This is a genomic window from Stenotrophomonas sp. VV52 (assembly GCF_002893095.1).
Lineage (GTDB): Bacteria > Pseudomonadota > Gammaproteobacteria > Xanthomonadales > Xanthomonadaceae > Stenotrophomonas > Stenotrophomonas aracearum.
Map to the genome: position 1 here is coordinate 165419 of NZ_PKQQ01000003.1, position 19392 is coordinate 184810.

Below are 19392 nucleotides of genomic sequence, written 5' to 3' on the forward strand. Positions count from 1 at the left end.
TCTGCAACTGGCCGCCGACGCAATCGCCGGCCTGGACGACGTAGCGGCCGGGAGAACCAGCGATGCTCGGACGGGACTCGCCAAGCTGAGGAAAAAGGTCTCCTCTGCACGTCTATAAAAACACAAGGGCGCCGCTCGGCGCCCTTGTGATTCAACGACAGCGGGGCAGAGCCCCGCTTTACGCGGTGGAAGTCCTATACCCTCGCTTTTACCGTCAGAAGCGCAGGCATATTGCTGGCCTCGGAGATGGAGCAATCTGCGGGAACGCGACTCTTTTCGACGTCATAGGCAATCGTCACAAACCATACCGAACACGTGATCGAACTTCAGCCTTTCCATGGCGATGCTATCAACTTGACTCGCCGTCATTGGCGCACCTGCGATGCGGCTTTGAACCCCGTCGATACCCGCTTCAACGCAAGACACGAATCGATAGGCGCAATCGCGACTCGCTCTCCCTCCTCCCCCAATCTGCTTGGCGGACGCCCTGACCCGAACGACATCTTCCCCCCCGCGAAAGTCGACCGCTTTGCACCGGGGGCCGCCTCTTCGCCTACTTCACGGGCCCGCCGCATCATGATGTCTACCCCGGGAAGACCTACATGAACTTGGAGCGCTACTTGGAACTACTGATCTCACCAACTGACGAGATCACCACATCGAAAGCCGGTCAACTGGCTGGGCAACACCCTCACCAACCAAGGTAAGCCAAAGGTGGTAGATGACCGATACCACTCAGTGATCATGGCTGGACCTCTAGGACGCAGGTGACCGTGGACCTCGCGATAATGTCCAAAATTGCGCGAGGCGCGCATACTGGGTAATCAAAGTCGTCACGGCGCGCTCGCCAGCTAGCCATGACATCATCGGCATCGGGCTGATTGATCGGGGGAGCGCCGTGGGACTGTATGATAGGTGGTGCGAGTCCACCAAAGAAGAAGACAAGCGCAAGCACTATTGGACCTATGTCGAAAAGGATGGCGGCCGCGACGCGATTAGCGACGACCTCGCCGAAACCATTCGCGCGCACTACGATCGCCTCGAACGCATCGCCGAGGATGTGAAGCGACTCGGATTCAAGGTGGCTAGTGAAATCCTCAGCACGGCAATGCCTCAGACGACCAAAGGTCGATCCGGCGACCTCGGCGAAATCCTCGCAACCGAACTGGTCGAAGAAGAAATCGGCCTTCGCGTCCCCGTGCGCCGCCTCCGCTACAAGGACGGCCGCAACATGGCCATGCGCGGTGACGACTTCATCGGTGCCGGATACGATGCGGCCGGCGAAAAGCTTTGGCTCTAAAAAGGCGAAGCCAAGAGCAATAAGGTACTCGGCAGGACGACCGTCACGAGCGCCCGCAAGGTACTTAACCGCGACAGCGGCCGTTGCACGCCAGATTCCCTTCTGTTCGTCGCCAACCGGCTGCTGGAGAGCAACACCCCTGCCGATAACGAGTTGGGGCGCAGCCTGCGCGACGAGGTCGGATTGAAGACGTTGAGCGTCGATCGCATCGACCACATGCTCTTTACCGTTTCCGGCAACGGCCCACACGTCTCGCTGAAGGAGGATCTCAACGCCACTGGGGCCAACCGGGATCATTACGTCGTGAACATCCACATCGAAGACCACCAGGACTTCATCACAGCCATGTTCATGGAGGCGGAAGACCTTGGAAACGACTGACGAGTTAACCGCCTTCCTGACGACCGCCACCGCTGACGGCATCCTCGGGCGCCTCCTCTATCGCGGCGCGGCTTGGTCGTTGATGCGCGAAGAGGGCGTGCTACCGCCAAACGCGCCGCCGCTTGGCGCAACCATCGAAACCGATCTTGCCGAGCACGGCTTCGCCTTGCTTCGAGGGGCGATGGCCTTACGCGCTCAGGATGGAGCTTCGGACCTGACGGGCAAGGCCTTCGAGCGAGCAGCCAACGCCTTCGAAGCCTTGGTGCGCAATGGTGACCCGCACGCGCCCGATCGCGGATTCCGCCGCACCATCGCTGCCACGGCCTACCATCTGGCCGGCTTTTCGGCTGTTGCCTATTCGCTTTTCAACGAGACAGCGGAAGACCTCAACACCTCGCCGGGCGAGACGGCGATCCGACACCTGATACTGCGCGATCTCGACCAGCTGCGCGACTTCGTTCGCGAATGGTTGGACGACGAAGCTCACGGCGATGAGCAGATCGCCGAAACGCTGCAGGGCCAAGACTCTGACGTCGACGAGGCGCTGTCGAACATCCTCAACACAACGATCTGCCGGGCCCTGGCGTTTTTTGACTTCGCGCTGGAGACGGGCGAGGTCGAGCCGATCGAATCCGCGCGGGATATGCTCGGCACCGCCGTCAGCTTGGCCGATAACGCTGAGAACGTCCCTCTCTGGTGGATCTCGAACCTTTGCCGCCATCTGATCGACGATCTGTGGCAGCACTCGCTCCACCAGAATCTGCCGACTGAGCCGCCCGAGGGTGCAGAGGAAAATTACCCCGACCTCCGGCGGCTGTTCATCTCCTCGCTCTACGCCCGCAAGACCTCGGAGGTGGAGCTATGGCCCTCGCAGCGCGAAGCGGCCCAGCGCTCCACGGACGTTTCGGACGACCTGGTCGTTGCCCTGCCGACCAGCGCGGGCAAGACGCGGGTGGCAGAGATCGCCGCATTGATGACCCTGTCCACCGACCGCCGGGTGATGATTGTCACTCCGCTGCGCGCCTTGTCGGCTCAAACCGAACGGTCCTTCAGAAAGACGTTCGCGCCCCTCGGGTTCGGGGTCTCCTCGCTTTATGGTGCCAGCGGCCTTTCGGCCGGAGATGAAGATGCCCTGCGCACTCGTGAGATCATCATTGCGACGCCTGAAAAACTCGACTTCGCGCTGAGAAGCGACCCGTCGCTGATCGACGATGTTGGCCTGATTGTTCTCGACGAGGGCCACATGATCGGTCCGAGCGAGCGCGAAATCCGCTACGAGACGCTCGTGCAGCGCTTGCTTCGGCGCACGGACGCGGCCGGACGCCGGATCGTCTGTCTTTCCGCGATCCTGCCGAGCGGAGACGAACTTGACGACCTTACCGCTTGGATTCGTTCCGACGAACCGGGTGAGCCGGTGCGTTCCGACTGGCGTCCCACGCGCCAGCGTTTCGGGGCACTCACCTGGCGCGGTAAAGATGCACTGCTGCGGCTTGACCTCGATGACGATGGTCCCTTCCTTGACAAGTTCGTTGTGGAAAAACCCCCACTCAGGCGCGAGAAGAAGCCTTATCCGCGCAAGAACTCGCACCTAGCTTTGTTCGCGGCGTGGGAGTTCGCAAGCCAGGGCAAGCGCACCTTGATCTTCTCCACCCAGGCGAACTGGGTCGAAAGCTACGGAAAACAGGTCGTGGACCTCTGCAAGCGTGGCTATCTTGACTCGCTGATAGATGACGAGGCGCCGATCGCCCGTGCCCTGGAGGTCGGCAAGGAATGGCTGGGCGAGGATCATCCCGCCGTGGCCAGCTTGAAGGTGGGCGTCGCCATCCACCATGGCCGGCTTCCGAGCCCGTTCCTGCGTGAACTGGAAGTTCTTCTGTCCGAAGGAGTCGTGAAGGTGATCGTCGCATCGCCGACGCTCTCGCAGGGCCTCAACCTCAACGCAGCCGTCTTGCTAGTGCCCGCGCTGTATCGCGCGGCCGAGAAGATTAAAGGCGAAGAGTTTGCGAACGTGGCGGGCCGCGCCGGGCGCGCCTTCGTCGATGTGGAAGGGCTGATCGTCCATGTCATGTTCGATCGGGTCAACTGGCGAAAGAGCGAATGGCGCGGTCTGGTTGCCTCCGCAAAGGCCCGAACTTTGAAGAGCGGCCTCATCCAGATCGTTGCCGAGATACTTGAGCGCCTGTCACGCGAGGGAGTGCTGGATCGCGACGATGCCTGGGAGTATCTCGCCAACGCCCGCGAGGCCTGGAGATCTCTCGACGAGGAAGCCGAGGTAGCCGAGCGGCTGGCTGCCGCCGTGGAATACGACGCCGATGATGATGACGAAGACACAGACGACGAGGGAGAATCCATTGATGAGGAGCCGCTGTCTCAACTCGTCGAACGCCTCGACGCGATCGTGTTCGGCCTGATCGAAGCGCTGGACGCCGACCGCACCGATCTACCCAAGCTTTTGGACGAGGCGCTCAAGGGATCACTCTGGGCCCGCCAGATTGCCCGCGAGGACGACGACGTCGCCCCCTTGCACAAGAAGGTTTTCGAAGCGCGCGCTGACCTCATCTGGAAAGCCACCACGGCGGAGGCTCGGCGCGGGCATTACGCTATGGGCGTCGGGCTCGAAGCGGCCCTCGCCATCGACGCCATGGCCGACGAGTTGGCCGAACTGATCGACCGAGCAGAGCAGGCAGCGCTGAGCGGCGACATTGACGCGCTCGTCGACGCGCTAGGTGGTCTCGGCGAACGCCTTCTGTTCATGCGCCCCTTCATCTCCGACAAGGCGAACGCGCTGCCGGCGAATTGGAAAGCCATCCTGCACAGTTGGGTGTCCGGCGAGGAGGTCTCCAAGATCGGATCACAGAACATGCGAGCGGTCGAGGAAGCCTTCACCTATCGTCTGGTCTGGGCTCTCGAAGCCGTCCGCACCCGCCGCATGTCTCTTGGCTGGTCACCGGAGACGGTGGCGGGCGGCGCGTCGGCTGCGGTCGAAACCGGCGTCCCGCGATTCATGATGGCGATGCTGATCCGCGCTGGCCTGCCGTCACGGCGCGCGGCCATGGCGGCCATCGAGGACGCCGAGCCAGTCTTCGTCACCCCGGCGGAGATGCGGGCCTGGCTCGAATCCGATGAGATCACGGCTTACACGGACGCAGGTGACTGGCCGACCCCCGACACCTCTGCACTATGGGCGCGCTTCCGAACCGAGGCTCTCAGCGTTGGAATCCAGAAGTGGTCCGTCGAAGGCTACAAGCGCCTGCTCGACACCGAGGCCGCTCCGCCCCCCGGCCTGTACCGGATCGTCACCGACGCGGGGGATGGACGGACCTGGCTGGCAACCCCTGACTACCAGCGGGTCGCTGCCTTCAAGAAGCCGGCAGTCGATCCCAAACCCAGCCTTTTCTTGGGCCGCCTGCCCGGCAATACAAGGCTCGTGGAAGCTCTGCGCGTCGGCCGCGGAAAGTTGCGCTGGCCGTCCGCTGATGCTTAGAGCGTAACCGTAGACATGCTCTATGCCTGGGTCGGCGACCAAAAGCGCGCACCGTCCGCGAAAGGAGAACGGACGACCTGCCGCGGCTGCGGTGGACTGCTCACCGCCGTCATTCCTGTCGAGAACACGCCCCACTGGCGGCACAAGGCAGGCGACTGCGATTCCTGGAGCGAGTCGGAGGGACCCTGGCACCTCGGCTGGAAAGAATTATTCGACATATCCTGTCGAGAGATCGCTCTGCGCGACCCGGCGACGGGAGAGCTGCACCGCGCCGACGTCTTGGTCGGCAGCGGCAGCCCGCGCGCGACCGTGCTCGAGCTGCAGCACTCCTCAATCAGCGAAGACGAGCGAATCGCGCGCGAGGCTTTCTATCGGCGCCGGCATCGGATGTTCTGGTTGGTCCACATCCACAGCGAAAGCTCGTTGCTTGGTACCTATTTCAGCATGTCTCTCGATTTCAGTTCGCGCGTCACTAACCTCGACGGCAAGGAGTTCGCCGTCATGCGCTGGATGGGCCCGAATAAGCAATTCATCGAGAAGTGGAAGCGCGCCACCGCCCACGTCTTTTTCAATGCTGGCCCTTACATCTTCTACCTTGCCAGCTCTGGGGTGGCCGCTCGCCTGGGACCTCCCCTGCGTCGTGGCGAGTTCGCTCTCTGCGCCCTAAGTCAGGATGACTTTCTGCGGGCCGTCCGCTGGGAGGATGGCACCCCCTCCTAACGCCTCGCCCGCTTTGAACCGAGACGCACGTATCGCTTTGGCTAGGAGGAGAGAGATATCCAGATAACCGCGTTACCCTCGCCTGCTCGCAGCACGACGCCAACTTCGGCATCCTCACCGCGCTAGCGTGGTATCGCGATCATTCCAAGCCCTAATCAGGTTGCGCGGGCAGCGCGATGACGTTTTCGGCACCGAACCAAGTCGTCAGCCTGATCATGGCATCTGGGCTAAGAAGCTGTGTGAAGAGTAACGCTAGCCGAACCTTCGGCCGAGAGCAAGCCACATAGAAGAGATTTCGATTGTTTTCGTAGAACTCCAACTTGTCGGCCGGTGGGCCGGCCTCGCTCCATGCGAGCATCTGGGCGAAATCGTACTTGTTCCAGCCTCTGCCAACGACCACGAGCACATTCTCGAACTCGGCACCCTTCACACCATGTTTCGTGGCAAACGGCGTATGGCCATCAATGAATTGGTCTAGCGCTATGACCTCGGAGTAAGAGACAGCCCGCAGCTTGCGCAGCTGGGTGACACGCCGCGACTCTCCCTCGACAGGTTCTGGCCCTGTTTCCGCCAACCTTCTTTCGCGTTCCTCCACCGCCTCGGGAAGCCGCATGTGTGGCTGGGCAGCAAGAAAGTCGATCACTTCACCAATCGATCCAGAAAGTCGTAGCGCGATCAACTTCTCCATGGTGTCAGCCCATGCGACCTTGTCCACATGCTTGCGAATGCGCGGCATTGCCGCGCCGAAGCTCTCGAACATCTCGCCGTAACGCCGCGCTTCGAACGCCGCACAAGCCGGTTCGAGCTGGTCCGTGAGAAACTTGATATGGGGATCATCCTTCTTCAGCCATGGATCATTGAACTGACCATAAATCGGCGGAATGCTCGCGTATCCTTGTTCGCGAGCCAGCACGCTGTGGCTGAGCATAAGTATCTTGGTCCTCCCAGGTGAGAAGTCCCAGCCCTCGCCGCCGAGCCGTCTCTTGATGTGACCGAAATAAGCTCTGGCCGCGTCGGCGCTGGTGTCGCCTGTCCAGTGGCCACCGCCCTGCCCGGTGCGTCTGACTCCGGGCCAGTCATTGGTGTGGAAGACGCGCGCTTCGCCTGGCGCGTCAGGGTCGCTCACCATCTGGGGTAGACCGGGGCGCATACGATTCAGCATCTGCACGATCGGGGCCACCGAACGGAAGTTGGCGTTCTTGTCGATTATCTCAAGCGCGTCATGCTCAACTGAGCCGCATCCGTCACCATAGATTTTCTGCCAATGATCACCGAACAGTCCAATCAGTGGCCCTTCGCCGCGATCGAGGAACCAGGCCTTAAGTGCGTCAACAAACGCTGCGTCTGTGTCCTGGTACTCGTCGATCAGAAGCACCGGATAACGTGCCGTTAGTACCGCCCGGAACTTGGGAAATGCCATGACCTGAATCATCAGCGCCAACACATCCTCGTGGCGGATGGTGACTTGCTCATCCCCCACGCTGGGAAAGCCAAGCTCGTAGTGCACCCGTCGAGCGCCGATACCACCAGTTGGCTCCAACCTCTCGGCCCACCCGGGCAATCCGGGCACAAGGTCACGGAGCGTCGTCTGAAAATCCTGCAAAATCGACCAGCAAAAGCCATGGACGGTCTCAGATCGCACAGCCGGATGCGACCCGATACGCGAAAGTATCTCGTCCTTGGCGACGTTCGTGTATGTGATGCAGCCAACCTGCTGACGCTGGCGAAGAAGATCCGAGCCGCGATGGTCAATCAATCGCCGAAGCGCCTTGTCGAGAGAATAGGTTTTGCCCGCACCGGCGCCCGCCTCCAAACGAAAGCTTCTCGCTTCGTCGAGGCATGCGAACATCCGTTCAAGCGCGACGCGACCGGCGGCGTCGGCGGGACTTTCGACGCCATCAGCCATTCTCGCCAGCCTCTACGACATTCACGGCGACACCGGCCGCTTCGGCAACGATCTCGATAGCGACAGCGGCTGGTGGCTCCAAGGCAACAAGATTGCCATGGGCCAACCAGCGCAAGCCCTCCGAAATGTAGCGGGGCACGTTCCAGTCCGTTTGCTCGATTGCATGCTCCAGAGCGAACGTCGACTTTTTCTGCTCAGCGGCGTACTCATAGGCGAGTTCGGCGGCATCCCCGTCACCAAGTGGAAAGCGGTCAAGGTTTGCAAGAATGAATGCATCTTCAAAGCTACGCGCGCACGGCCCGCCGTCTGCCTCGGGGATCTGGTAGGCGAGCCGACGAAGGCCGACCATCTTTTGAGCTGCCGTTTTTGCCAATAGTGCCGCTGGCGAAACATCATTCTCGAACCAAGCCTTGATGCAGCCGTTGCTCGTAAATTCGCCCTCCGCGACGGGCACGGCCAGGCGCTTCCCGTTCTCGTTGGATTTCACTGCGTCGATGTCGGTGATGATCAGTGAGCGCAGTTCGAGGAAGGTCAGAAGATTGAAGAACCGGTGCGCGTAAGCGCCTCCCACCTCCATCACTGTTAGATACTGGCTCGCAAGCTGTGGTTGACCGGCCGCCGCGGCATCAGTCTTGCGAATCATGGCCGGAAGCAGGAGCCGCTCAGAGGTACCTTCGATGAGGATGGCCTTGTCGGCGAAGAACAGATCGCAGCGCGTCAGGGTCAGATACTGGTGCAAAAACTCCCGATCGGGCACAGGCGCGTCGCCCATTCCAAGTCGCAGGTCCTTAATGACCGACCGGCGCATGCCTTCGCCGTCTGGAACTGACAAGAAATAGCGCATAGACTCGAAGCGCGCTTCGTTCGCCATGTGTGGTGAATGGGTGGTCACAACGAACTGCACCGGCCAGGGGCGGTTTTCGTTGAGCTTTGCCACGAACGCGCTTGTGATCTGGTCGAGTTGGCGGATGAAGACCTCTTGCATTTGGGGGTGCAGGTGGGCCTCCGGCTCCTCAATGAAAACTAGATGAACTCCGACAGCCGACGGCCTTGCCTGATACTCGCGAAAAAAGCGCAGCAGCTGTAGAAGCATATAAACGAGGTTGCGCACCCCGAGACCATTGTAAGTCTCGGGCAACGTCACGCCATTCACGCCCAAATAGCGAACCTTGGTGTGGTCGTTGAGCAGCTTATCTACATCAAAGCTGGTTTCGGTAACCAAGCCGGGGTCGGCTAGCCCCGGATAGCCGAATAGATCGAACGTGGGCAGCAGAGAGGTCAGCTTCGCATTGAAGCGAGCATGCAGGTCACCCTGGATCTGCTCCACCGCCGTCTTTAACTGTTCGGCGGTGCTGCGCTTTTCCGGGTCGAGCGGATCCGTCAATGCCGATTGAAAGAGGACTTCGACAACTTTGCCAAGCACATCGCGCTCGCGGTGGGTGTCATCGTCCAGTCCCCGTTGTGCGTTGATGAAGCCCCCGTGGACCAGTGCGGTAAGCGTCTTTGGCTCCAAAGCCTTGCGATTGGTTGGATCGTTGGGATCGACCGCCTCAAGTGACGACGAATAGGCTGCCGGCAACCTGCTCCCGAGCGCGCGAAACAGAGTGCTACGGTGGGCGACCAGATCTTCGCCTGCCCTGACGATCCCGGCGAACAGCGCTTCGGCCGCTGTCGGGCGCGGACCAAAGGTGAGAACCAACCGCGCCACTGCACAGTCTGGATTGAGATCGATAATGCAGTCGCTGAGCGGCCCTAGATCGGCTGCTTCGACATCATAGGAAATGTCAAGAGAGATTGTGATTGATGGAAGATGCCCGAGCACATCGGGAGCATCTGCGCCGGCCCGGAACGCCTCGAAGGCCGTCCAAAAGCATTCATGGCAACCGAGGGAAAAATCCTCCAACCTGAACGTCAGAGTTCGCTCGGAAAGGAGACGGCGGAACAGCTCGGCTATTGAAGTCTTTCCGCTGTTGTTGCGGCCGACGATCAGCGTCGTTCGCTCCTCTAGCCCGATCGCGACCTTCCTCAAGAGTCGAAAATTCTCAATCTCTACATGCTTGATGCGCATTTGGACTTGCTTCCCTTCCTTGTTTACGAAGTCAGCACAATGACGCCCGCTATAGCAACTGCGGTAGTTTGGCTCGCGCTCACCAGCCAGTGGGCGATCCCCTGTTCGTCCGCGATCGTCACCAATCTGCGATGTAACACAACGGTTGGCGCGCCTGTCCGCTTACGCACGACCTCGACATCCCTAAACGCGATGCCGTCAGCCGCGACTGTGCCAAGCGCTTTCTACACAGCCTCCTTAATGGCGAATCGCAAGGCAAGCCTCCCGATCCGGTTTCCGCCTTCATCGACAGTGGCCAGTTTCCCCAGTGTGAAGTACCGATCCAAGAAGCCCCCTGCCTGTTTGATCATCAGGCGGGAAAAACCGCCATGTCGAAGACATCCACCCATGGGCAACAGCGCTCCCGAACTCCAAAACCTGATGCTTGCCTGGAAAGCCTAATGAAACAAGCTTTCCAGGGGAGACATTTACCGTCAAAGACCGTCTGATCTCAATAGTAAACGGGAGGGTCTCAATCCGACCTCCGGTTCTTACCGTCAGTTCTACCGCCAACGCGTTTTGCTGGCCGGCGACAGTCGCCCATCGCCACCGCATCGGATTTCTTTCAAAATAAACACGTTAAGTCAGTTTTCCGATAGCTGACGATAGTTCCGAAGGACCCGATTTCACTCCCACTCGATCGTCGCCGGCGGCTTGCCGGAGATGTCGTAGACCACGCGCGACACGCCGCGCAGTTCGTTGATGATGCGGTTGCTCACCGTTCCCAGGAAGTCGTACGGCAGGTGCGCCCAGTGCGCGGTCATGAAGTCGATGGTTTCCACCGCGCGCAGTGCGATCACCCACTCGTAGGCACGCGCATCGCCGACGACGCCGACGGACTTCACCGGCAGGAACACCGCGAACGCCTGGCTGGTCTTGTCGTACAGATCCGCCTTGCGCAGTTCGTCGATGAAGATCGCATCGGCCTTGGCCAGCAGTTCGGCGTATTCGCGCTTCACTTCGCCGAGGATGCGCACCCCCAGGCCCGGGCCCGGGAACGGGTGGCGGTAGACCATGCTGCGCGGCAGGCCGAGTTCGACGCCGAGGCGGCGCACTTCGTCCTTGAACAGTTCGCGCAGCGGCTCGACCAGGCCCAGCTTCATGTGCTCGGGCAGGCCGCCGACGTTGTGGTGGCTCTTGATCACGTGGGCCTTGCCGGTCTTGCTGCCGGCCGACTCGATCACGTCGGGGTAGATGGTGCCCTGCGCCAGCCACTTGGCGTTGCTCAGCTTGTTGGACTCTTCGTCGAAGATGTCCACGAACAGGTTGCCGATGATCTTGCGCTTGGCTTCCGGGTCGCTCACGCCTTCCAGCTTGGCGAAGTAGCGGTCGGCCGCGTTGACGCGGATCACCTTGACGCCCATGTGCTCGGCGAACATCGCCATCACCTGGTCGCCTTCCTGCCAGCGCAGCAGGCCGGTGTCGACGAACACGCAGGTCAGCTTGTCGCCGATCGCCTTGTGCAGCAGCGCGGCAACCACCGACGAATCGACGCCGCCGGACAGGCCAAGGATCACTTCATCGTCGCCCACCTGTTCGCGCACGCGGGCGATCTGGTCGTCGATGATGTTGGCGGCGGTCCACAGGGTCTGGCAGCCGCACACGTCGACCACGAACCGACGCAGCAGTGCCTGGCCCTGCAGGGTGTGGGTCACTTCCGGGTGGAACTGCACGCCGTACCAACGCTTCTCTTCGTTGGCCATCGCGGCCACCGGAATGCGGTCGGTGGTGGCGGTGATGGTGAAGCCCGGGGGCGCCTTGGACACGTGGTCGCCGTGGCTCATCCACACATTGAGACGCGGCTCGCCGCCGTGATCGCTCAGGCCCTTGAACAGCGCATCCGGGTTGACCACGTTGACTTCGGCATGGCCGAACTCGCGCTGGTCGGCCGCTTCGGTGGCACCCCCGAGCTGCGCGGCCAGGGTCTGCATGCCGTAGCAGATGCCGAAGATCGGCAGGCCGCTGTCGAACACTTCCTGCGGCGCGGCAGGCGCGTCCGGCAGGGTGGTGGATTCCGGGCCGCCGGACAGGATGATGCCCTTGGCGCCGAACGCGGCGATCTCGGCCGGGTTGTGGTCCCACGCCCAGATCTCGCAGTACACGCCGAGCTCGCGGATGCGGCGCGCGATCAGCTGGGTGTACTGCGCGCCGAAATCGAGGATGAGGATCTTGTCGTTATGGATGTTGGTCATGGCGCCCAAGAAGAACAGGTGGGAAATCTGAGAAACAAAATTCAATGGCAGATAGAGAAAGAGGAACGGGAATCAGCTTCCTCGTTCCTCTCTGCCCCTCCGCATCAAGCGCGGTAGTTCGGCGGCTCTTTGGTGATCTGCACGTCGTGGACGTGGCTCTCACGCTGGCCGGCGCCGCTGATCTTGACGAACTTCGGCTTGCTGCGCATGTCTTCGATGGTGCCGCAGCCCACGTAACCCATGGTGGCGCGCAGGCCGCCCATCAGCTGGTGGATGATGCCGCCGACCGGGCCGCGATACGGCACGCGGCCTTCGATGCCTTCGGGAACCAGCTTGTCGGCGCTGGACGCGTCCTGGAAGTAGCGGTCCTTGGACCCCTTCTCCATCGCGGCCAGCGAGCCCATGCCGCGGTAGCTTTTGTACGAACGACCCTGGAACAGCTCGGTTTCACCCGGCGATTCCTCGGTACCGGCCAGCAGGCCACCGATCATGATGGTCGAGGCACCGGCGGCCAGCGCCTTGCCGATGTCGCCGGAGTAGCGGATGCCACCGTCGGCGATCAGCGGGATGCGGTCCTGCAGCGCTTCGGCGACCAGGTCGATCGCGGTGACCTGCGGCACGCCGACACCGGCGACCACGCGGGTGGTGCAGATCGAGCCCGGGCCGATGCCGACCTTGACCGCGTCCGCGCCGCTGTCCAGCAGTGCCAGTGCCGCTTCGCCGGTGCAGATGTTGCCGCCGACGACCTGCACCTGCGGGAAGTGCTTCTTGACCCAGCTGACGCGGTCCAGCACGCCCTGCGAGTGGCCGTGCGCGGTGTCCACCACCAGCACGTCCACGCCGGCCGCGACCAGCGCTTCGACGCGGCGGTCGGTGTCGCCGCCCACGCCGACGGCCGCGCCGACCAGCAGGCGGGTCGCGATGTCCTTGGCGGCGTTCGGGTAATCGGTGTTCTTCTGGATGTCCTTGACGGTGATCAGGCCGCGCAGGGCGAAATCATCGTTGACCACCAGGATCTTTTCGATGCGGTTGCGGTGCAGGAGCTGCAGGACTTCGTCGGACGCAGCGCCTTCCTTGACCGTGATCAGGCGATCCTTCTTGGTCATGATGTGGCGGACCGGATCGTCCAGCTCGGTCTCGAAGCGCATGTCGCGGTGGGTCACGATGCCGACCAGCTGGCCGCCGTCGACCACCGGCACGCCGGAGATGTTGCGCGCCTGGGTCAGGGCCAGCACGTCGCGGATGGTGGTTTCCGGACCGACCGTGATCGGGTCGCGGATGACGCCGGCCTCGAACTTCTTGACCTTGGCCACTTCAGCGGCCTGCTGCTCCACGCTCAGGTTCTTGTGGATGATGCCCATGCCGCCGAGCTGGGCCATGGCGATCGCCAGACGGGCTTCGGTAACGGTGTCCATGGCAGCCGAAAGGATCGGCAACTTCAACCGCAGGTCACGCGTCAGGCGCGTCTCCAGGGTGACGTCCTTGGGCAGGATGGTCGAATGGGCGGGGACGAGCGAGACGTCGTCGTAAGTCAGTGCTTCAGCCTGGATGCGCAGCATCGGCATACCCGAGATGTGGGGAAGCGCGACATTTTACCCTGATTTGGCCCCGATGGGCAGGGGCCAGATGCGACGCTGTGTCGCGCCGCGTGTCGCCATTCAGGACGCTTCGGCGGCCTCAATCGTATTCTGCATCAGGGTGGCCACGGTCATCGGCCCTACCCCACCCGGCACCGGGGTGATCCAGCTGGCGCGCTGCGCGGCCGCGTCGAAGCCCACGTCGCCGACCAGGCGGCCGTCGTCCAGGCGGTTGATGCCCACGTCGATCACCACCGCGCCCGGCTTGACCCACTCGCCCGGCACGATCCCCGGGCGGCCCACCGCGACCACCAGGATGTCGGCGTTGCGCACCGACTGCTCCAGCACGTCCTTGGGGGTGAACTTGTGGCAGCTGGTCACCGTGCAGCCAGCGATCAGCAGTTCCAGGCCCATCGGTCGGCCCACGTGGTTGCTCACGCCGACGATGGTGGCGTTGCGGCCGCGCACCGGCTGGTCGGTATGGCCGAGCAGCGTGGTGATGCCGCGCGGGGTGCACGGGCGCAGGCCGAATTCGCGCAGCGCCAGGTGGCCGACGTTTTCCGGATGGAAGCCGTCCACGTCCTTGCGCGGGTCGATACGATGGATCAGGCGGCTGGCATCGGGAATGCCCGGCAGCGGCAGCTGCACCAGGATGCCGTGGATCTTCGGGTCGGCATTGAGCTGGTCGATCAGGGTGAGCAGCTGGGCTTCGCTGGTGCCGGCCGGCAGGTCGTAGTCGAACGCTTCGATGCCGACCTTCTCGGCCGCGCGGCGCTTGTTGCGCACGTACACGGTCGAAGCCGGGTCGCCGCCGACCAGCACCACGGCCAGCCCCGGCCGGCTGCCACCGGCAGCCAGGCGGGCGTCCACGCGCACCTTCAGGCTGTCCAGCAGGTCTTCGGCGATGCGGCGTCCGTCCAGGATGCGGGCGGAATGGGGGGCGGCGGAGTCGGTCATCGGGCGTGCGGCGTGGGGCGGCGGGGAGCGTATTGTCCTTCATTAGCGGGATGCCGAACACCTTCGGGCCAGCGACCGCCGGTAGTGCCGGCCGCTGGCCGGCTCTTCGGGCTGCCGGAAGGTAATGCGAGGAGCCGGCCGGCGGCCGGCACTACTCTTCGTCTGGGACTTCGTCGGCGTTGAGGGTGCGCGCCTTGCGCTTTGGCGCGGTAAACGGCGTCGGGGTCGGCACGCCGGGCAGCGCGCTGCCGAACACCATGTGGGCGCCCGCACGCAGGTCGCCACCGGCCATTTCCAGTTCGAAACGCTCGGCGTCGCGCTCGCGGATCTGTTCGGCGATCTCGCGTGCGTCGTCGGCGTCGGCGCCGAGCTCCATCAATGCGGCCTGGCCGAACTGCAGGGCCGATTCGAAGGTTTCGCGGATCTGATAGTCGACGCCCGCATGGATCAGGCGCAGCGAATGTTCGCGGTCGAACGAACGCACCAGCAGCTTGGCCTGCGGGAATTCGTGTTTCGCCAGTTCCACGATGCGGTCGGCGTCGACGTCGCTGTTGACGCAGATCGCAATCGCACGCGCAGTGGCGGCGCCGGAGGCATGCAGCACGTCCAGGCGGGTGCCATCACCGTAGTAGATCTTGAAGCCGAAGCGCTCGGCGTTGTGGATCATGTCCACGTCGTTGTCGATGATGGTCACGTCCACGTCGCGCGCCAGCAGCGACTGGCTGGCGACCTGGCCGAAACGACCGAAACCGATCATCAGCACGCTGCCGGACATGCCCTCGGCGGTGTCCACCCCTTCCAGCGACACTTCGCGCGCCGGCATCAACCTGTCGTGCAGCAGCACGAACAGCGGGGTCAGCGCCATCGAGAGGACCACGATGGCGGTCAGGTTGGCATTGACCTCCACCCCGATCACCCCCGCGGTGGCCGCGGCCGAGAACAGCACGAACGCGAACTCGCCGCCCTGCGCCATCACCACGCCACGGTCCAGCGCCTGGCGGTGGTCGCTGCCCAGCAGGCGCGCCACGGTGTAGATGCAGACCGCCTTGGCCAGCATCAGCGCCAGCACGCCGGACACGATCAGCGGCCAGTTGTTGGCGACCACGGTCAGGTCCAGCGCCATGCCCACGCTGAGGAAGAACAGGCCGAGCAGGATGCCGCGGAACGGCTCGATATCCGCTTCGATCTGGTGGCGGAAGGTCGACTCGCTCAGCAGCACGCCGGCGAGGAACGCGCCCATTGCCATCGAGAGGCCGCCCAGTTGCATCAGCAGCGCCGCACCCAGCACCACAAGCAGTGCGGCGGCGGTCATCACCTCACGCGCCTTGGCCGCCGCCAGGATGCGGAACAGCGGGTTGAGCAGGAAGCGCCCCACCAGCACCAGGCCGATGATCGCGCCGGCGGCAATGGCCACGCTGAGCCAGCGCGAACCCGCGCCGGCGTCGGCCTGCACCGGCGCCATGAACGCCACCACGGCCAGCAGCGGCACGATCAGCAGGTCTTCGAACAGCAGGATCGAGACGATCTTCTGCCCCGAGGGCAGCGCGATGTCGCCGCGCTCGGCCAGCAGCTGCATCACCACCGCGGTGGAGGTCAGCACGAAACCGGCCGCGCCGATGAAGGCCACCGGCAGCGGGAAGCCGAACAGCATGCACACGCCGGTGAGCACCGCACCGCAGACCACGATCTGCAGGGTGCCCAGGCCGAAGATTTCGGTGCGCAGGCTCCACAGGTGCGAAGGACGCATTTCCAGTCCGATCACGAACAGGAACATCACCACGCCGAGTTCGGCGGTATGCAGGATCGCCTGTGGGTCGGAGAACCAGCCGAAGCCGAACGGTCCGATCGCCAGGCCGGCGGCGAAGTAGCCCAGCACCGAGCCCAGTCCCAGCCGGCGGAACAGCGGCACCATCACCACGGCCGCACCCAGCAGGGCGACTACCTTCACCAGTTCACTGGCACCTGCTTCCACCGCCATGCGGTTGTTCCCTGTAAATCCGATCAGCCGTCACGATAGGACAAGTTGACGCAGGGACATAGCACGCCGGTGCGCAGGATCGTGCCGGGAATGGAACGATAGGCCATAAAAGCGCCAGGTCATTCCACTAACTGCTACTGCAAAACGCCGTGTAGTCGATGTATCCGGGGAACGCCTGCCCCGGCGCACATACCGGGCACGCCGGGTCCGGCGCCAGCCGGATTTCGCGGAAGCGCATTGCCAGCGCATCGAAGGTCAACAACCGGCCGACGAGCGGCTCGCCGATGCCCAGCAGCAGCTTGAGCACTTCGGTGGCCTGCAGCAGGCCGACCATGCCCGGCAGCACGCCGAGCACGCCGGCTTCGGCGCAGTTGGGCGCGAACTCCGGCGGGGGTGGTTCCGGGAACAGGCAGCGGTAACACGGTGCGTGGCCGCGCTGGCGGCCGGCATCGAACACCGACACCTGGCCGGTGAAGCGCTCCACCGCGCCATACACCAGCGGTATGCCGTGCTTGATGCACGCATCGTTGAGCAGGTAGCGCAGCGGGAAGTTGTCCGAGCCGTCCAGCACCACGTCCACGCCTTCCAGCAGGGCGTCGATGTTGTCCGAGGTGACGCGCGCCTGCACGGCGTCCACGTCCAGGCGTGGATTGAGCGCCAACAGTCGTTCCCGCGCCGACAGCACCTTGGGCTGGCCGACGCTGGCGTCGGTGTGCAGGATCTGCCGGTGCAGGTTGCTGCGGTCGACGACGTCGTCGTCGGCGATGCGCAGGTGCCCTACCCCGGCAGCGGCCAGGTAGAAGGCGGCGGGCGAGCCGAGGCCCCCGGCGCCGAGCAGCAGCACGCGCGCGCCCAGCAGCGCCTGCTGGCCGGCCACGCCAACCTGGGGCAGCAGCAGGTGTCGCGAGTAGCGTTCGTTGAAGTCGCGTTCGTCATCGCTCTGCAGCGGTTGCACCAGTGGCAGGCCGGCGGAGCGCCAGGCGGTGGTGCCGCCGTGGACCGAGGCGATGCGGGTGTAGCCGAGGTCGTGCAGGGCCGTTGCCGTGTCGAGCGAGCGCTTGCCGCTCTGGCAGATCAGCAGGATCTCGCGGTCGAGTGCCGGGAGGTGCGCGGTGGGCTCGGCCTGGAGGTCGCCCTGCGCGATACCCCGCGCGCCTTCGGCCATGCCGGTGGCGCGCTCGTGCGCTTCGCGCACGTCGATCAGCAGCGCGCCGTGGAGGGCGCGTTGGTGGGCGTGTTCGGGGGTGATCTCGAGAATGGCGCTCATGGCCACATTATCGCGCGCGCCCGGACGGTAGAGCCACGCTCTGCGTGGCTGTCGTACGTTCGGACGCCGCGAAGCCACGCAGGGCGTGGCTCTACCGGGATCGTCGTATCCGGAGTCGCGTCAGCGGCCCTTTACGTGGCGGATGAGGCGCTTCTTCTTGGCGATCTGGCGCTCGGTCAGCTGGTTCTTCTTGCCTTCGTACGGGTTGGTACCCTCGCGGAAGATGAACTGCACCGGCGTGCCGATCAGCTTGAAGCGCTTGCGGAAGAAGTTCTCCAGGTAGCGCTTGTACGACTCCGGCAGTTCCTTCAGGCGGGTGCCGTGCACGATGAAGGTCGGCGGGTTGGAACCGCCCGGGTGCACGTAACGCAGCTTGGACACGTGGCCACGCACCGCCGGCGGCGGGTTGGTCTCGTAGGCGATTTCCAGCGCCTTGTTGACTTCGCTGGTGCTGAACTCGTGCGTGGCCGAGGCATGCGCCTGGTGGATCGCACGGAACAGCTCGCGCAGGCCCGAGCCATGCTTGGCCGAGATGCGCACGGTTTCCGCCCACGGCACGAAGCCGAGCTTGCGCGACACCAGGGTTTCGGCCTGCTCGCGCTGGTAGTCGGTCAGCCCGTCCCACTTGTTGATCGCCACCACCAGCGCACGCCCGGCATCGAGCACCGCGCCCAGCACGCTGGCGTCCTGGTCGGTCACGCCTTCGCCGGCGTCGAGCATCAGCACGGCTACCTGGCACTGCTCGATGGCCTGCAGGGTCTTGATCACGCTGAACTTCTCGACCACCTCTTCAACCCGCCCCTTGCGGCGCAGGCCGGCGGTGTCGATCAGGCGATACTGGCGGCCGTCGCGCTCCAGGTCCACCGCGATCGAGTCGCGGGTGGTACCCGGCACTTCGGACGCGATCATCCGCTCCTCGCCGAGGATGCGGTTGACCAGGGTCGACTTGCCCACGTTGGGGCGGCCGACGAAGGCGATGCGCATCCGGGCCGGATCGTTGTCCATCTCTTCGGCGCTGCCCTCTTCCGGCAGGCGCTGGACAACTTCCTCGAGCAGATCGTCCAGGCCCTGGCGATGCGCCGCCGACACGGTCAGCATTTCGCTGAAGCCGTAACGGGCGAACTCGGAGCGGACGTTGTCTTCGTTGGTGCCGTCGATCTTGTTGATCAGCAGCAGGGTCGGCCGCGACAGCTTGCGCAGCCACGACAGGATCTCGTCATCCAACGCCGAGGTGCCGTCACGGGCATCGACCACGAACAGGATCAGGTCGGCTTCGGCAGCAGCGGCGCGGGCCTGGCGTGCGGTCGCACCAGCCAGGCCCTCTTCCTCTTCCGCGATACCGCCCGTGTCGACGACGAGGAAATGATTGTCCTCGTCCAGACGGCAGACACCATAGTTGCGGTCCCGGGTGACGCCGGGCTGGTCATGGACCAGGGCGTCACGGGTACGGGTCAGCGCATTGAAAATGGTGGACTTGCCGACATTCGGCCGTCCAACCAGGGCGACCAAGGGCAGCATCGCGG

At 63.6% G+C, this 19392-nt stretch carries 12 protein-coding genes; 4 read left to right on the top strand and 8 right to left on the bottom strand.

Annotated elements, in window-relative coordinates; all coding sequences use genetic code 11:
- Positions 1-898: 898 nt before the first annotated feature.
- The 4 genes from C2U58_RS20265 to C2U58_RS09265 all read left to right on the top strand — a co-directional run bounded on the left by C2U58_RS20265 (position 899) and on the right by C2U58_RS09265 (position 5885).
- A complete protein-coding gene (locus C2U58_RS20265) occupies positions 899-1300 on the top strand; it encodes a Hachiman antiphage defense system protein HamA (RefSeq protein ID WP_253256698.1) in 402 nt (133 codons plus the stop codon).
- 153 nt (positions 1301-1453) lie between these two features.
- A complete protein-coding gene (locus C2U58_RS20270; RefSeq protein ID WP_253256699.1) occupies positions 1454-1681 on the top strand; it encodes a hypothetical protein in 228 nt (75 codons plus the stop codon).
- Positions 1668-5165: a DEAD/DEAH box helicase gene (locus C2U58_RS09260; RefSeq protein ID WP_102945600.1), complete on the top strand. Its 3498-nt coding sequence runs from the start codon at positions 1668-1670 to the stop codon at positions 5163-5165. The genes C2U58_RS20270 and C2U58_RS09260 overlap by 14 nt, the downstream gene beginning before the upstream one ends.
- 15 nt (positions 5166-5180) lie before the next feature.
- The gene (locus tag C2U58_RS09265; RefSeq protein WP_102945601.1) at positions 5181-5885 is read left to right on the top strand and encodes a hypothetical protein; all 705 of its coding nucleotides are present in this window, start codon (positions 5181-5183) and stop codon (positions 5883-5885) included.
- Positions 5886-6036: 151 nt separating this feature from the next.
- Here the strand turns inward: C2U58_RS09265 and C2U58_RS09270 are convergent, their stop codons facing one another.
- The 8 genes from C2U58_RS09270 to der form a co-directional block, all read right to left on the bottom strand.
- A complete protein-coding gene (locus tag C2U58_RS09270; protein ID WP_102945602.1) occupies positions 6037-7791 on the bottom strand; it encodes a UvrD-helicase domain-containing protein in 1755 nt (584 codons plus the stop codon).
- Positions 7784-9859 carry an ATP-dependent endonuclease gene (locus tag C2U58_RS09275; RefSeq protein ID WP_102945603.1) on the bottom strand — a complete coding sequence of 692 codons (2076 nt, stop codon included), beginning with the start codon at positions 9857-9859 and terminating at the stop codon, positions 7784-7786. The genes C2U58_RS09270 and C2U58_RS09275 overlap by 8 nt, the downstream gene beginning before the upstream one ends.
- A gap of 665 nt (positions 9860-10524) precedes the next feature.
- On the bottom strand, positions 10525-12090 hold the full coding sequence (gene guaA, locus C2U58_RS09280) for a glutamine-hydrolyzing GMP synthase (RefSeq protein ID WP_102945604.1): 1566 nt from the start codon (positions 12088-12090) through the stop codon (positions 10525-10527).
- Between the two features lie 104 nt (positions 12091-12194).
- Complete coding sequence (guaB, locus tag C2U58_RS09285; protein WP_070207203.1) at positions 12195-13649, bottom strand: IMP dehydrogenase; 1455 nt, start codon at positions 13647-13649, stop codon at positions 12195-12197.
- Positions 13650-13748: 99 nt separating this feature from the next.
- Positions 13749-14624, bottom strand: coding sequence for a bifunctional methylenetetrahydrofolate dehydrogenase/methenyltetrahydrofolate cyclohydrolase FolD (gene folD / locus C2U58_RS09290; RefSeq protein WP_070207190.1), 876 nt, complete (start codon positions 14622-14624; stop codon positions 13749-13751).
- A 151-nt stretch (positions 14625-14775) separates the two neighbouring features.
- Positions 14776-16602, bottom strand: coding sequence for a monovalent cation:proton antiporter-2 (CPA2) family protein (locus C2U58_RS09295; RefSeq protein WP_102945605.1), 1827 nt, complete (start codon positions 16600-16602; stop codon positions 14776-14778).
- A gap of 127 nt (positions 16603-16729) precedes the next feature.
- Positions 16730-17869, bottom strand: a complete 1140-nt coding sequence (moeB, locus tag C2U58_RS09300; protein ID WP_102945606.1) for a molybdopterin-synthase adenylyltransferase MoeB — start codon at positions 17867-17869, stop codon at positions 16730-16732.
- Positions 17870-17989: 120 nt separating this feature from the next.
- The gene (gene der, locus C2U58_RS09305; protein WP_102945607.1) at positions 17990-19387 is read right to left on the bottom strand and encodes a ribosome biogenesis GTPase Der; all 1398 of its coding nucleotides are present in this window, start codon (positions 19385-19387) and stop codon (positions 17990-17992) included.
- Positions 19388-19392: the final 5 nt, after the last annotated feature.

Bases quoted from the DNA above. Each gene is read 5' to 3' on its own strand.
- C2U58_RS09265 (WP_102945601.1), top strand. From the start codon at position 5,181: ATGCTCTATGCCTGGGTCGGCGACCAAAAGCGCGCACCGTCCGCGAAA.
- C2U58_RS09270 (WP_102945602.1), bottom strand. From the start codon at position 7,791: ATGGCTGATGGCGTCGAAAGTCCCGCCGACGCCGCCGGTCGCGTCGCG.
- C2U58_RS09275 (WP_102945603.1), bottom strand. From the start codon at position 9,859: ATGCGCATCAAGCATGTAGAGATTGAGAATTTTCGACTCTTGAGGAAG.
- guaA (WP_102945604.1), bottom strand. From the start codon at position 12,090: ATGACCAACATCCATAACGACAAGATCCTCATCCTCGATTTCGGCGCG.
- guaB (WP_070207203.1), bottom strand. From the start codon at position 13,649: ATGCTGCGCATCCAGGCTGAAGCACTGACTTACGACGACGTCTCGCTC.
- folD (WP_070207190.1), bottom strand. From the start codon at position 14,624: ATGACCGACTCCGCCGCCCCCCATTCCGCCCGCATCCTGGACGGACGC.
- C2U58_RS09295 (WP_102945605.1), bottom strand. From the start codon at position 16,602: ATGGCGGTGGAAGCAGGTGCCAGTGAACTGGTGAAGGTAGTCGCCCTG.
- moeB (WP_102945606.1), bottom strand. From the start codon at position 17,869: ATGAGCGCCATTCTCGAGATCACCCCCGAACACGCCCACCAACGCGCC.
- der (WP_102945607.1), bottom strand. From the start codon at position 19,387: ATGCTGCCCTTGGTCGCCCTGGTTGGACGGCCGAATGTCGGCAAGTCC.